At 27.6% G+C, this 15,698-nt stretch carries 14 protein-coding genes; 1 reads left to right on the forward strand and 13 read right to left on the reverse strand.

Annotated elements, in window-relative coordinates; translation table 11 throughout:
• Window position 1 precedes the first annotated feature (1 nt).
• The 13 genes from KGF38_RS01715 to KGF38_RS01775 all read right to left on the reverse strand — a co-directional run bounded on the left by KGF38_RS01715 (window position 2) and on the right by KGF38_RS01775 (window position 14,737).
• Complete coding sequence (locus KGF38_RS01715; protein ID WP_227832126.1) at window positions 2–535, reverse strand: shikimate kinase; 534 nt, start codon at window positions 533–535, stop codon at window positions 2–4.
• 11 nt (window positions 536–546) lie between these two features.
• A complete protein-coding gene (gene aroE, locus KGF38_RS01720; protein ID WP_219674020.1) occupies window positions 547–1,356 on the reverse strand; it encodes a shikimate dehydrogenase in 810 nt (269 codons plus the stop codon).
• A gap of 46 nt (window positions 1,357–1,402) precedes the next feature.
• Window positions 1,403–2,599, reverse strand: coding sequence for a prephenate dehydratase (gene pheA / locus KGF38_RS01725; protein WP_074178147.1), 1,197 nt, complete (start codon window positions 2,597–2,599; stop codon window positions 1,403–1,405).
• 2 nt (window positions 2,600–2,601) lie between these two features.
• Entirely contained in the window at window positions 2,602–3,681 is a 1,080-nt protein-coding gene (gene aroC, locus KGF38_RS01730) for a chorismate synthase (RefSeq protein ID WP_074178146.1), read from the reverse strand.
• Window positions 3,659–4,972 (reverse strand): 3-phosphoshikimate 1-carboxyvinyltransferase, encoded by a 1,314-nt coding sequence (aroA, locus tag KGF38_RS01735; protein ID WP_227832127.1) that lies wholly within the window; start codon window positions 4,970–4,972, stop codon window positions 3,659–3,661. Before aroA ends, aroC begins: the two co-directional genes overlap by 23 nt.
• Complete coding sequence (gene aroB / locus KGF38_RS01740; RefSeq protein WP_227832128.1) at window positions 4,972–6,036, reverse strand: 3-dehydroquinate synthase; 1,065 nt, start codon at window positions 6,034–6,036, stop codon at window positions 4,972–4,974. The genes aroA and aroB overlap by 1 nt, the downstream gene beginning before the upstream one ends.
• A 21-nt stretch (window positions 6,037–6,057) precedes the next feature.
• Window positions 6,058–7,071, reverse strand: a complete 1,014-nt coding sequence (gene aroF / locus KGF38_RS01745) for a 3-deoxy-7-phosphoheptulonate synthase (protein ID WP_227832129.1) — start codon at window positions 7,069–7,071, stop codon at window positions 6,058–6,060.
• Between the two features lie 461 nt (window positions 7,072–7,532).
• The gene (locus tag KGF38_RS01750; RefSeq protein WP_074178143.1) at window positions 7,533–8,489 is read right to left on the reverse strand and encodes a CorA family divalent cation transporter; all 957 of its coding nucleotides are present in this window, start codon (window positions 8,487–8,489) and stop codon (window positions 7,533–7,535) included.
• Between the two features lie 354 nt (window positions 8,490–8,843).
• The gene (locus tag KGF38_RS01755; RefSeq protein WP_074178142.1) at window positions 8,844–9,542 is read right to left on the reverse strand and encodes a response regulator; all 699 of its coding nucleotides are present in this window, start codon (window positions 9,540–9,542) and stop codon (window positions 8,844–8,846) included.
• 34 nt (window positions 9,543–9,576) lie between these two features.
• Window positions 9,577–12,279 carry a sensor histidine kinase gene (locus KGF38_RS01760; protein WP_074178141.1) on the reverse strand — a complete coding sequence of 901 codons (2,703 nt, stop codon included), beginning with the start codon at window positions 12,277–12,279 and terminating at the stop codon, window positions 9,577–9,579.
• Between the two features lie 274 nt (window positions 12,280–12,553).
• Window positions 12,554–13,225 (reverse strand): DUF4097 family beta strand repeat-containing protein, encoded by a 672-nt coding sequence (locus KGF38_RS01765; protein WP_074178140.1) that lies wholly within the window; start codon window positions 13,223–13,225, stop codon window positions 12,554–12,556.
• 14 nt (window positions 13,226–13,239) lie between these two features.
• Window positions 13,240–13,893: a hypothetical protein gene (locus KGF38_RS01770; protein WP_074178139.1), complete on the reverse strand. Its 654-nt coding sequence runs from the start codon at window positions 13,891–13,893 to the stop codon at window positions 13,240–13,242.
• Window position 13,894: 1 nt separating this feature from the next.
• Window positions 13,895–14,737: an ATP-binding cassette domain-containing protein gene (locus tag KGF38_RS01775; protein WP_074178138.1), complete on the reverse strand. Its 843-nt coding sequence runs from the start codon at window positions 14,735–14,737 to the stop codon at window positions 13,895–13,897.
• A gap of 110 nt (window positions 14,738–14,847) precedes the next feature.
• Between KGF38_RS01775 and KGF38_RS01780 the strand changes: the two genes are divergently transcribed.
• Window positions 14,848–15,630, forward strand: a complete 783-nt coding sequence (locus tag KGF38_RS01780) for a MerR family transcriptional regulator (RefSeq protein ID WP_074178137.1) — start codon at window positions 14,848–14,850, stop codon at window positions 15,628–15,630.
• Window positions 15,631–15,698 lie beyond the last annotated feature (68 nt).

A 15,698-nucleotide genomic window follows, 5' to 3' on the forward strand; every position in this document is an offset into this window, starting at 1 on the left:
ATTATTTTTCTTTAAACTCAAATTTAAAATTATCACTGATTGCATTCGTAATATTATATATAGCATTACTTAATGACTTATCATTTAAAATCTCAATATCTGAAAACTTTTTATAAAGACTTATTCTCTCATCATAAAGATTGTACAATCTATCTTTGCCATTCTTTAATAAAGGTCTTGAATTAATATTTATATCTTCTAAAATTTTTTGTACAGGTCTATCAATAAAAATAACTATACCTGTTTCTTTTAATATCTCCATATTGGCATCTTTTTTTATTACACCACCACCAGTAGATACCACTGTTTTATCACTAATAGAAAGTTCTTTGCATGCTTGAGTTTCATAGCCTCTAAAAACATCTTCTCCTTCTGAGAACAACTCTGCTATACTTTTTTGTGATATTTCACTTATATAATCATCCATATCACAGAAACTACAATTATATTCTTGAGCTAGAAGTTTACCAATTGTAGTTTTTCCACTTCCTGGCATACCTATTAATATTAATTTTTCTTTTGGTTTATTTATCATAATAATCCCCCTTACAAAAACTCTAATTTTAATTCATTATATATAACATCTAAAATATCATTATTTATTTTTCTATTCTGCCAAATTTCCTGAGACTTTATTGCTTGACCTACCAACATATATAAACCATCACAAGTTTTCTTACCCATATCATTACCAATTCTCAAAAACTCCGTTTCTCCAGGATTATAAATTAAATCCACTAAAGTATCAAAATTTTGTATAATTGATTTTGGTACTGGTGATATTCCAACATTAGGATACATTCCTACTGGTGTAGCATTTATCATTATATCTCCTTTTATAAATTGAAGTTCTTCATAGTCTATTAATATAGCTTTATCATTTAATAATTTTTTATTATCCTTTTTTCTAGTTGAAACATAAACTTTATCTACTCCAGAATCAAGGAGATATGTAAGAGCAGCTTTAGATGCTCCACCAGTTCCTAATATAACAGCGACTTTTCCTTGAACATTAATATTGGCCATTTTAAACATACTATCAAGCCCAAAGTAATCTGTATTATAACCATATAATATATTTTCTTTAAGTAAAATTGTATTAACTGCTCCTATTCGTTTTGCTTCTGGTGATATAAAATCTAAATATTTCATAATGCGTTCCTTATATGGCACAGTGACATTTACTCCTTGTATCCCTAATAATTTTATAGCACTCTCTAACTTGGATATATCTTCTTTTGATATTTCAAAGTTTTTATATGCACTTTCAATATTTAGTATCTCAAATATTCTCTTATGGATATGAGGTGAAACACTATGAGAAAGCTTTTCACCTACTAGACCAAAAAAATTCATCTTTGCACCTCCTAATAATTAAAATTAAATAAAGAATTCTATTTTCCTATTCAATTTTATTCTTATATACACCTATAAATTTAAAATATGCTGTATTATGTTCTATTAATTCTAATAAATTGTACACTCTTGGATTATAAAGAGAGCATTCAAAATCTATATAAAAGAAATATCTCCATGAAGCATCCTTCATAGGTCTTGATTCTATTTTTGTCATATTTATATTATTTTCAGCAAAGTACCCAAGTACTTTATATAGTTTTCCTGCTTCATGTTCAACAGAAAATACTATGCTCATTTTATTTGATTCTTCATCAATGTGTATCTGATTGCTGATTACCACGAATCTAGTGTAATTATTCGTAATATCATTTATACAAGGGCTTATTATTTCTAGTTCATAAATATTTGCAGCTTTTTTACTTGCAATTGCCGCTTTTGTTTTGTCTTGAAGTCTTTTTACAAGTTCAGCACTTGTTGCTGTATTATTAAATGGTATCAGCTTCCAATTACTATTCTGTTTTAAAAACTCACTACTTTGCCCTATCCCTTGTGGATGAGAGTATATTTCTTTTATATCTTCAAGTTTTGTACCTTTTATTCCAATTAAATTTTGGTCTATTTTTATACATTCTTCTCCAACTATATAGAAACCATATTTTCTTAAAAGGTCATAAGTTTCAGAAATGGCTCCTGTAGATGAATTTTCTATAGGTATTATTCCATAATCTATTTCTTTATTTTTAAGTGCTACGAAAACATCTTCAAATTCTTTAAATTGTTTTTTGGATATTTTTTTGTTGAAGAATTTATTTAAGGCTTCTTCTGTAAATGAGCCTGATATACCAGGAAATCCTACTAGGATATTTTTTTTATTAATTTCATATTTTAAAGTTTTATATTTATTTATGTTTGACAAATCAAATTTCTCATTTGATGAATTTAGATTACATTCAGATTTTTCTTCTTTATCGTCATCCATTATTCTCTTTTGTAATCCCCTACTAATTTCCATTATAGAATTAAAAAACTGTATCGTTTCTTGAGAATACCCTTTATTATCCAAATTATCTACAGCTTTACTTAGTACCTTTTCTTCTCTATCTTTTTGAAATATAGTAGTGTTATTTTTCATTTTATGTTTAGCAATCTCAAGAACTGTATTCATTCTCTTTTCAAATAATTGAATAAGCTCTTTATCTATGTCATCAATTTCATTTCTATATCTTGTTAAATCCTCCATTATTATCGTCCTTTCACCAAATCAAAAATTCCAATAGCCGTTACTGCTTCTATTACAGGTACTGCTCTTTGAACTATACAAGGGTCATGTCTACCTTTAATAGATAAAATATCATCTTTTTTATCTTTTATATTAATTGTGTTCTGCTGAACACTAATCGATGGTGTTGGTTTTACTGCAACTTTGAAAATTATTGGCATTCCAGTTGTAATACCTCCAATAATTCCACCATTATTATTTGTTTTACTCCTAACTTGATTACCTTCATAATACATCTCATCATTACTTTGAGAACCATACATATCTGTAAGTCCAAAACCCAAACCAAACTCTACACCTTTTATAGATGGAACAGAAAACAATAAATGTGATAGAGTAGATTCAACAGAATCAAAAAATGGATTCCCAATGCCTACATTAATTCCCACTACTGCACATTCAATTATTCCACCAACTGAATCTCCTTGATGTTTTGCATCTATAATAGTATCTCTCATAGTGTCTTCCTTTGATAAATCAAGTAAAGGTAACTCTAAAGTTTGTAAATTTGTTAATTGTTGTTTTGATATATCTGCATAATCAAAGCTAATATCTTCTATATCTTTAATTTTTTTTATATGTGCTCCTATTTCTATTCCTTTTTGTGATAGAATTTGTTTACATATAGCACCACAAAATACTAATGGAGCTGTTATCCTCCCTGAAAAGTGACCTCCGCCTCTGTAGTCATTAAATCCAGAATATCTTACATGCCCTGTATAATCTGCATGTCCTGGTCTCATTAAATTTTTAAGTTCCCCATAATCCTTTGAACGAGTATCACTATTTCTTATGATTGCACATAGTGGAGTTCCTGTAGTTTTACCATCAAAGTATCCACTTAGAATTTCTGGTATATCACTTTCATTTCTTGAGGTAGATATAGAATTTTTTCCAGGTGCCCTTCTCTTCATTTCTTTATCAATCTTATCAAAGTCAAGTTCAATTCCAGAAGGAAGACCATCTATATTTATACCTATAGCATTTCCATGAGATTCTCCAAAAATTGAGATTTTCAAATTATTTCCCCATATTCCACTCATCAATTCGCCCTCCTAACATCTCAAAATCTTTAAAAAAATGTGGATAAGATTTAGATACACACTCAAAATCTTTTAATACTATCGGTTTGTCACATCTACAAGAAGCTATTGCAAGTGTCATTGCAATTCTATGGTCTTTATGACTCCATACTTCTACTCCACCATTTAGCTTACTTACCCCATCAATTATTAAACTATCTTCTTTTTCCTCTATATTTGCTCCAAGTTTACTCAACTCAACATTTATTGCATGAAGTCTATCACATTCTTTAATTCTAAGCCTTCCAGCATTTATTATTGTAGTTCTTCCTCTACTTAAAGCTGCTACTACTGACAAAACTGGTATTATATCTGGACACTGAGATGCATCTATTAGAGTACTATTTAAACAATTAACTATACCTTTTATTTTTTCATCTTCTCTTAAAATATCCATACCCATTCTAGATAAAATATCAATAACTTCACTATCACCTTGAAGAGAATCTTCTTTAAGGTCTAGTATATTAATTTCTCCTCCAATAGCATCTGCTGATAAATAAAATGCACCTTGAGAATAGTCACCTTCCACTTTATAATCTCTAGCTTTATACATTTGATTTCCTTTTATAATAAATTCTTTATAATTATTGTTTACAATCTCTATTCCAAAATCTCTCATAGTTGAAAGAGTTAAATCTAAGTATCCTTTGGATTCTAGCTCAGTTGTAATTATTATTTTTGAATCATTGTCTAATGTTGGTAAAATAAATAATAAACCTGTTATAAACTGAGAACTTATATTTCCTTTTACTTTAAATTCATCTGGTTTAAGTTTTCCTGATATTACTAAATCCAGTTGATTTTCCTTATAGCTATATTCTATATTTTGTCTATCAAAAATTTCATAATAAGTATCAAGTGGTCTTTTCCCAAGATTCCCTCTACCTACAAATCTTTTTATTCCATCAAATGCTAGTGATATAGGTACTAAAAATCTTAAAGTAGAACCTGATTCATTGCAATCTATTGTCAATTTAGATTGATTTAATTGATTTTCTTTATTCAAAACTGCTTCTTTAGAAAAAATACCCGTAATTTCTAAAATATCTTCCTTCTTTTCTATAATAGCTCCAAGTGATGTCATTGCTCTTATAGTAGCTATAATATCATCAGAAAAATCTATATTAGAAATTCTACTTTTTCCATCACTTAAAGATGAACAAATAACTACTCTATGTGCCATACTTTTGGATGGTGGGATTTTTACATCTCCAGACAATCTACTTGGATATATTTTTAAACTTCCCATCATTTTACCTCCTGAAAAAATTTAGAAGTAGTATTATATATAATACTCTCTCCAATGTTCTTTAAAAGTATTATTTTTAATGTATCACCTAGATTCTTTTTATCAAGAGATATTGCATCTATTATAGACTTATTATCTCTTAATTCAATTTCATAAGGCAAATCATAATTTATTAAAATTGATTTTATAAGCTCTGATGTACCCTCATTTGTGATTCCTTTTTTTTCACTTTCTAAAGTTATCTTATACATCCCTATGCCAACAGCTTCTCCATGAGTATAGCCAGAAAAATTGTAATATGTCTCAATAGCGTGACCTAATGTATGCCCAAAATTTAGAAGCATTCTATCTCCGAAGTCTCTTTCATCAGCTTCAACCACTGTTTTTTTAATAAAGCAACATTTGTGTATAATGTATTCTATATGTTGCATTACTTCTTCCCTATTTTTTAAACTTAAAAGCTTATCAAAAAAAGTTTTGTCTTTTATACATCCATATTTTATAACTTCAGCCATTCCATCTCTATAAAATTTTTCAGGAAGTGACAACAGTACATTTGGGTCGATAAACACAGCTTTAGGTTGATAAAAGCTTCCTACCAAATTTTTTCCTCTTTCAAGGTCAACTCCAACTTTTCCACCCACAGAACTATCAACTTGTGCTAACAAAGATGTTGGAATTTGAATGAAATTTACACCTCTTAGAAAAGTTGCTGCTACAAATCCACCTAAATCTCCTATTACCCCTCCTCCTAAAGTAATAATCAAATCTTTTCTAGTCAACTTAAAGTCGAGTAAACTATCATATATTTTAGGAAGAGTATTAAATGACTTTGTTTCTTCACCAGCTTTTAATATTATAGCTTTAGTTTCAAATCCAGATTCATTTAAATTATTTTTTACTTCACTTAAATATAATTTCGCTATATTTTCATCAGTTACAATAAAAATCTTATTTCCAGAATATATTTTTTTTATTTCTTTACCTATATCTTTTAATATGTTTTTTTTAATAAATATGTTATAGCTATTTTCTTTTAAATTTACTAATAATTTTTCTTCCACACTTAACCATCCTTTTATAGATTATATTTCTCTTCCAACTGCTAATGCGACAGTCTTTAATTCACTTATTAATTCATCATATTCATTTGGTCTAATTGATTGTTTGCCATCACAAAGTGCATGGGCTGGGTCATTATGAACTTCTATTATAAGCCCATCTGCTCCAACTGCAATTGCTGCTTTAGATAGAGAGTCTACCATCCATGATTTTCCTGCTGCATGACTTGGGTCAACTATTACTGGTAAATGACTAAGCTTCTTTACAGCTAAAATTGCACTTAAATCCAAAGTATTTCTAGTATATGTTTCGAAAGTTCTTATACCTCTTTCACAAAGTACTACCTTTTCATTTCCTCCAGCCATTATATACTCAGCTGACATTAACCACTCTTCAATTGTAGCAGATAATCCTCTTTTTAAAAGTATTGTTTTATGTGTTTTTCCTAATTCTTTTAATAAATCGAAGTTTTGCATGTTTCTAGCTCCAACTTGAATTACATCTACATTTTCTTCAAATATATCTATATCTTGTGTTGACATTATTTCTGTAACTATAGGAAGCCCTGTTTTTTCTTTTGCTTTCTTTAATAAATCTAATCCATCGTATCTTAATCCCTGGAAAGCGTATGGTGATGTTCTTGGTTTGAATGCTCCTCCTCTTAAGAATCCTGCTCCTGATTTTTTTACATCTTCAGCGATAGATACTATTTGTTCTTCTGTTTCAACAGAACAAGGTCCAGCTATCATAGCAATTTTTTTTGAACCAATTTCCATCCCATTAACATTTATTATAGAAGGTTCTGGATGAAACTTTCTGTTTGCCTTTTTAAAAGGCTCTACTACATGCATAACTTTTTCAACTATTTTATTTGCCTCTATTCTTTTAGCATCTATTTTACTAGTGTCTCCAACTAAACCTAAAACAGTTAGTTCTGTCCCATCTATAGGATTAACTTCTACTCCTTCTCTTCCAATAGCTTCTATTAACTTCTTAACTTCACTTTTATCTGCTCCCATTTTTAATACTACTATCATTTTTACTACCTCCCAATATTATAGTTTTATATTTAAAATAAAAAAGAGAACTCACTAATGAGTTCTCTAAAATAATCTATTAAGCATTAAATCTTATATAAATATACAAAACAACAATTTTTATAAAATTTACTTATGCTCAAAATCATTAAAACAAGGCCTCACCAGAAAGGAATTGCATGTATTTTTGTAAAAGAAATAGCCAGCGCTAAAATAAAAGCCCCAGAACATAAAGTAATAAAAGCTATAAAGTTTTGCTGTTAGTTCTTTTAATATTCCTTTCATAGTATTCTCCTCCATTTTTATAATTTATTATTCTTCTTGTTTAATAATTATAACAAAGAAAATATAATTGTCAATATTTTCTATAAATATTTTCAATTTAAAATATTTTTTCATTTTCTTAAATTAGTTTCTTAATTGCTGTATTTTTACAAAATCATTTAAAAATCATCTGCTCTTTACAATAGTTTTTTTATTTTAAATATTACAATTCCAACAAAAATTATACATAGCATAAAGAATAAAGTTGCTGGATATCCATAGACCCAATTTAATTCTGGCATGTATCTAAAGTTCATTCCATATATACCAGTTATAATTGTAAGTGGTGCAGATATAGCTGTTAGTAAAGTTAATTTTGTAATTAGATGGTTTGTTCTTTCACCTACTCTAGAAGAGTATATATCTAATAGTTTATCAGCTAATTCTCGTGTTGATAATGCAAAATTATATAATTTATCAATTCCAAAATCTATACCTTGAAAATTTTCAAGATTATATTTTTTTACATTGGAATACTTCAAATACCTTATATTTTCTTTTACTATTCTGTCACCAATATATAAAAGAGGTCTCGTATTCTTAACTATAGTCCTTGTTAGACCCCTTACATCACTTATTCTAGATACATGATTTTTATGAATATTATCCATCATCTCATCTTCTATTTGAAGAATTAATTCTTCAACTTTTTCCAAAGACTCAAAACCATTTTTTATAACCTCTCTAAAAATTAAATAGTTTATTTTAAATAGATTTATAACTGGGTTTTTTTCAAGTTGAGAATTTTTAAAAATAATACTTTTTACAAATTCAAATAAAAAATGTTCCTCATTTACTACAACTAATATAAAATTATCTGATAAATACATATTTACTTCTTCTATAATAGCCTCTCCATCTCTTAATTCAAATGTATTTAAACTCAAAAAATCGTAATTATCAAATAAATCAAGTTTCGTTATTTCATCAAACTTAAGACAATCATTAAAAGTTATCTCATCTATATCCAAGATTTCTTTGAGCAATTTTAAATTTTTTGGAGCACTTAATATAAGATAAGAATTTTCTGCTGTATAAAATTTTTCACTAAAATCTTCAATAATTTCTCTTGTATTTAAATTCAGTATATACATACATCTACTCCTAAACTTCAATTTACATTTCAAAAACTTTCTATAATGATTATTGTAATTATTTTACACTATTTTAATAATTATTATTTAATATTTATGTTAAATTTATTATAAGACAAGGGTTAAATATTTTTATTGTTTAATTAAAATCTTTACCACAAATTATACCATGTATTTATTTTAAATCATATTTCGTATTATTAATACTAAAAAATTATTGATACTTAAAAAATAAAAAATAAAATGCATATACTAAACTAACAATAGCATATACACTTCATTCTTATTTTTAACTAAATTATATAATTATAATATACATTAAATATTCAATCTGATAATTAATATACATAACATCTATTCATCATTTAATCTATATCCTACACCAACCTCTGTAATTATATACCTTGGGTCAGCAGGTTGCTTTTCTATTTTCCTCCTTAATGTTGCCATAAAAACCCTTAAAGACTTAGTTTCATTTCCAATAATACTACCCCATATCTCTTTTATTATAAAATTATGAGTAAGTACTTTTCCATGATGTTTTGCAAGTAATGAAAGAATATTATATTCAATAGGTGTCAAATGGACTTCATTATCATCAACTATAACTCTTCTTTTATCAAAATCAATCAATAATTTATCTACTTCAAAAGTAGATTTAACTTCTTCTTTTTGTTGTAACTCTATCTGTGAATGTCTAAGTGCTACTCTAACTCTAGCCAATAATTCTACTATCGAAAATGGTTTTGTTAAATAATCATCCGCTCCTGCATCAAATACTTCTACCTTTTCTCTATCTTGTTCTCTTGCGGAAACTACAATTATTGGTATCTTTGAAAATTGTCTAATAGCTTTTATTACCTCTATTCCATCCATATCTTCTAACCCTAAATCCAAAAGAACGACATCTGGAGAATATGAAACAGCAATCGATATTCCTTCTTTACCAGTTATAGCTTCCTTGACATCGTAATCTTGTGTCAAAAGCGCAGTAGATATAAATTTTCTTATTGTCTTATCATCCTCTACTAATAATATAAGTTTTTTACTCATTTCTTCCTCCAAAAATAAATTTCAAAATTTGACATTATTCATTTTCCTTAGGCAAACTAAATTTAAAAGTTGAACCTTTATCTCTATTATTTTCTACCATAATTTCACCTTTATGAGCTTGAATTATTGATTTACAAATTGATAATCCAAGTCCAACACCTTTTCTAGAATCCTTAGAACCTTCTTCTCCTGTAAAAAATCTATCAAAAACATGCTTTTTCAATTCTTTTGATATACCAGGGCCATTGTCAGATACTTCAAACCAAACATAATCTTCTTCTTCATATACATTTATATTTATCTTACAATCTTCTTTTGAATATTTTAAAGAGTTATCTATCAAATTAATTAAAACTTGCTCTACCAATTTTGCATCCATAGGAACAAATAGTATTTGTTCTGGTATATTAATATCTATAATTGCATTCTCAATTCTTTTTTTAATTTTTTGCAATGCTTCTGAGATAACCTCTTCAACAAGTTCAGAATGTTTTTTAACTTCTAATTTTCCTTCATCTATTTTAGTCATGCTAAGTAAATTTTCAACAAGTCTAATTAACCATTGAGTATCTTCATATACACCACTAAGTAATTCATCTATTATATCTTGACCTATAGTACCTTTATTTTTTATAATCGTACTTACTGCTCCAGATATTCCTGCTAATGGAGTTCTAAGGTCATGGGAAACTGCTCTTAGAAGATTACTTCTTAATCTTTCTCTCTCTATTTCAAGATTGGTATTTTCTTTTGCTTCTGATAGAATTTCTCTGTCAAGAGCTATTGCCATTTGAGCTATTATTGTTTCAATTAAATTTATGTCTTCTGCATCTAATTTCGAATCAATACATGATATCCCAACAACCCCTAAAGTTAAATTCATACCTACTATTGGTATATAATACCCCTTTGAACCTGGAAGTGTATCTGTATCACTACCTGCCACTGTTGAATTGGATAAAACCCAACTTGCAACAGCTTTTTCATCGTCACTATCTAAATCATTTTTATCTTTGTTAGAAGCATTTTTTTTATATAACTTTGATTTTTTATGCTTATCTACACTTAAATAACAAACTACATCTCTACTCAAACTAAGAGATAAAAGCTCTATCCCCTTATTTACTATATCATCTTTATTTGATAACCTCAAAAATCCCTTTATTATTTGGTATATCATTTTTGTATTTTCTTCTCTTTTAGCAGCTGTTTCTGCTTCATGTTGTACCTTAGATGTAAGTGTACTAGTTATTATACCAACTATCGAAAATACAACTAATGTAACTATATAGTTTGAATCAGCTATTGATAATGTATATATTGGTGCTGTAAAAAAATAATTTAGCAGGATTATATTTAACACAGAACTCACTATACCTGTGCTATATCCTTTAGTCCACATTGAAACTAAAACTACTCCTAACATATATATTAGCAGTATATTTTCTCTTATAAATCCAAGACTTTGTACTACATATGCTAAGATACTTATCATTAAAGTAACAATCATAAGTTTGATAAAATCAACCTTACTAATTTTAAATTTTGATTTTATTGATAGTTTATCTTTTTTAGGTTTATATTTAACTTCTGAAGCAAATTTATAAGGTATTATATGTATATCTATATAATCCACTTCGTCTATTAATTTGTCAACTATATCTTTTTTAAATTTCTTATTAAGTTTTTTATTATTTGAATGATTTCTACCTATTACAATTTTTGTTACATTTCTAAGCTTTGCAATCCTAAGTATCTGTTCAATTACATCTTCACCATGTAAAACAATTATTTCACCACCTAATTTCTTGGCAAGTTTTAAATTGTTTTGTAATTGTTTTTGCTCTTGTAAAGGTAATCTTGCTGTATTTGGAGTTTCAACATATAAAGCTATCCATTTTGCAAATGTACTGTCTGATATTCTAGATGCAGTTCTAATGACTTTTGCAGAGGATGGAGAGGGGCTTATACATGCAAGCAATGTATCTGATGTAGGTATTACGCTTACATCACCTTTTGATAATCTAGTCATTTGTACTTCTTTATTTACTCGTTCTGCTGTTTTTCTAAGGGCAATCTCTCTAAGGGCAACTAAATTATCTTTTATAAAAAAATTATCTTTTGCTCTAATTGCTTGTTCTTTCTTATATATTTTACCTTCACTGAATCTTTCAAGAAGTACATCAGGTTCAACATCAATAAGTTCCAATTGTGTATTAGTATCTAAAAACTTATCTGGTATAGTTTCTTTAACTGATACATTTGTAATTATTTCAACAATGTCATTTAGACTTTCTAAGTGTTGAACATTTACAGTGGTATATACATTTATACCTGCTAACAATAATTCTTCTATATCTTGCCACCTTTTTGTATGTCTTAGCCCAGTGACATTAGAATGTGCAAACTCATCTACCAATATAACGTCTGGCTTTCTTGCCAAAGCAGCATCTAAATCAAATTCTTTTAGTTTTATAGATTTATATTCTATCTCCTTTACAGGAAGAATTTCTAATCCCTCAAGTAAAGCTAATGTCTCTGGTCTTGTGTGTGGTTCAATATATCCAACTACTACATCTACACCTACTTTTTTCAAATTTTGTGCAGATTCCAACATAGAATAAGTCTTCCCTACTCCTGCTGCATAGCCAAAAAATATTTTTAATTGACCTCTATTCAATTTATTTTCTTCATTTTTAATTTTTTCTAACAGTATATCAGGGTTTGGTCTGTCCATTAAACAACCTCCTTACACCTTTCATTATTATTATATTATCAATTTTGGCATAAAATTGTAGTTAAAATGTATTTTTAATGATTAAGATTATGTAAAGATTTAAATATGTACTATTAACTAAATAATAAAAATACTTAATAAATACAAGTAGCAAATAACTTTAGAGATTTCATATACACGATTCGGATTTTATACATAAAAAATAAAGCAAAACACTACAAATGAATGGTATGTGTTTTGCTTTATTTGCAGTTTTATTTTAATAGGTTTGGCTTTAATCGTTAATAAAGTCCAAAAGAATATCTCCATTATTTGTATAAGTTGTAAGTTTCTTTGAACCATTATGTTTATCATTAGGCAAATTACTTTTTCCCTTTTTTATATAGTTTGATATAAAAAAATCATCATAAGAACCTATTAGTGTTCCACCTATATTACCATTTTTCGTTTCAAGTTCTATAGAGTTTCTTGCATCAAGCTCTTTTAATTCAATATTTCCATTGCTAACCTTTATATCTACTGAACTTAAAAATGATAATTGTGATATTTCTATATCTCCATTAGATGTTTTTAAGTTTAGATTTTCTAAAGATTCATTGGGTATCCACATTTTTATTGTTCTGTTTTCTATTGAAGTCTTTCCACCTATATAATCACTCCAACCCTTATTAGTAATATATTTAATTGACAATCTATTTTTTTCGAATAAATCAATCATATAATACTCTTTTTCATTGTCATAATAAGAAATATGAATTTTTTTATCTGAAGATGGAAAAACCTCAATTTTTCTATCTTTTATGTCAACTTCTATATTATCTATATCTAACATAGAGTATTGCTTTTTCTCATAAGTAGTATCTGTAGAAGAACACCCCACTAAAGTGCTTGATAATACAATTAATATACTTAAAAGACTAAATAATTTTTTAAAGTTTTTTTTCATTTGTAATCTCCTTGTTAAATAGCTTTCTTCTTCAATACAATCAAACAAAGATATGCTAATAGGAAACTACCTATTGAACAAATTCCAATATGTAACAGTGGATTGCTATTGAACATAATAAGCTTAAAAAACTCTACCAGTATGCCACGCAAATGCTGTATAGGAACAAATATACATATGATAGCTATAAGAGCGATGTCAGTTATCCATCCATACCAATAAGTTTGCATAGACAATAATAAATGTAAAAATATAGATACTAACAATAGGAAGGTAAATTGCTGGAAAAAAGCAAGAAATGGTCCATTTTGCCACCAACCACATAGTTCTAATAAATTTATTACTGTTTGAGTTTGATTAATCGGGTCTATTACAAGATGAATGAAAGTATTTATGAGAGATACTGCTAGAGCAGTAATAATATATGTTATCATACTTCCCCAAAAGTAATATTTTTTAGTTGCATTTAAATATATCAGCTTGCTGAAATTAAAATATACAATAAAAAATGGAACTATTAATATATAAAGATAAGTATAATTTCCACGGCTTATGGCTATTTTTGCATCACTAGATGTACTGGATAATAATACTACTAAAATTGTAATAATAAATCCAATAAAGCTACTCGAAAAATTACGTTTTAAAATTGTTAAAACTGGATTCATATTAAATTACCTCCTTTCTTCCAACCATATAAATAAAGAAATCTTGGAGAGACATTTCTTCTATATTAAGACTCTCAGAATTAATAGGTACGTCAAAAATGTGCCTTGTCAAAAAACCTCCAACTTGTTCATTTCCAATTATATTCAAATCTTTAGTAGCTTCTTCTACCTCTTGTTTTGGTCCACTTACACTATATGCTTTATCCTTAATAACTTGTAATGTATCAAAAAAGCATAATGCTCCTCTATCAATAATAATCAATTTTTGCATAACTTTTGCAATTTCATCTATTATATGAGTAGAAACAATAATAATTCTTGGTTTCCGAGAAAAACTTTCTGTTAATAAAGAGTAAAACTCTGCACGCATAATTGCATCAAAACCAAGTACTGGTTCATCTAAAAGAATTACTGGTTTATTACTTGAAAGACAAATAATAGTAGAAACCATAGTTTTCATTCCCAATGAGAGTTTATTAAACTTTTTACTTCCATCCAATTCAAAGCGTTCCATCATCTCAATGGCAAATTGATTGTCAAAAGAAGGATTTAATTTTCCTGCAATTTTAATAAGTTTTTTTACAGGAAGATTAAAATGTTTTGCAAAGTTATCAATATAACTGACACTAGTATCCATTGTTGCTGTACTAATAAAACCTCCATTCACATAAATACTTCCACTAGAAATATTCTGATAACCTGCAATAGATTTTAAAAGTGTAGTTTTTCCTGCACCATTTCTTCCCAACAAGCAATATATTCCATCTGCTTGAATTGTACATGTAAAATCTCTTAAAATAACTGCTTCTTTGTATTTCTTCGTTACTTTTTTTAATTCTATCATAACTTGTTATCCTCTCTAATCTTTCTTTTTTATATCATTGTGACTTATGTCAACAGATGATATAATGTATTATAAACTTTTGTGTTACAAAAAAGTCAAGAGGTGAATGAATGAAAAATTACTTTTCGATTAAACAAGCTGCAGAAATTGTAGGTATGACTAGTGAAGCACTACGTCACTATGACCGTATTGGTATTGTAAAACCTTGTTACAGAGATGAATCATCTGGTTATAGATATTATTCTGAACAAGAACTTGTAAAATTACAAACTATAGCATTACTTAAATCAATGGATTTTACATTAACAGAAATTGGAGACATATTACAACTTGATAACCTACACAAAGTTATTGAAGCTCTGAAACAAGCTGAAGAAAATGCAAATAAGAAAATAGCTTATCTCCAATATGCAAAAGAAAAAATTAAACGTGCTTACACAGATTATGAAAACAAATTAAATAATATTGATACTAAAAAAGATAATTTTTTTGTAATGCATATTCCCAAAAGAGTTATTCTTATTTCCAATAATATGGAACATGCATCATTAAAAAACTTATGGAACTATCATGAACATTTCTATAATCAACTTGATACATCATTAGAATCGCAATTTTTATTTGAAGATATGGCTGGTATGATTACAACTCCAGAAAAATCTAGACTGTTTGCAATTTGTTTAAAGTATCCCTCTGTAGAAGAATTAACTATATTGCCAGAAGGTGATTACCTATGTGCAAACTGTACAGAAGAAAATAAAGATATAGTTTTAAGAGAATTATTACATAAATTAAAAACAGAATCTAATATATGCCCAAATGTAATTGTACACATCATATCTGTAACTGGAATTTTACAATGGAGTTATCAAATACAGATATTGCTAAATTAAGATAGCTTATTCAAAACTTATACAATATAAAATAAAAACTAGTTATATTAAATAAGATTTTTCCATAT

Source organism: Clostridioides sp. ZZV14-6387 (assembly GCF_020657835.1).
GTDB lineage: Bacteria > Bacillota > Clostridia > Peptostreptococcales > Peptostreptococcaceae > Clostridioides > Clostridioides difficile_A.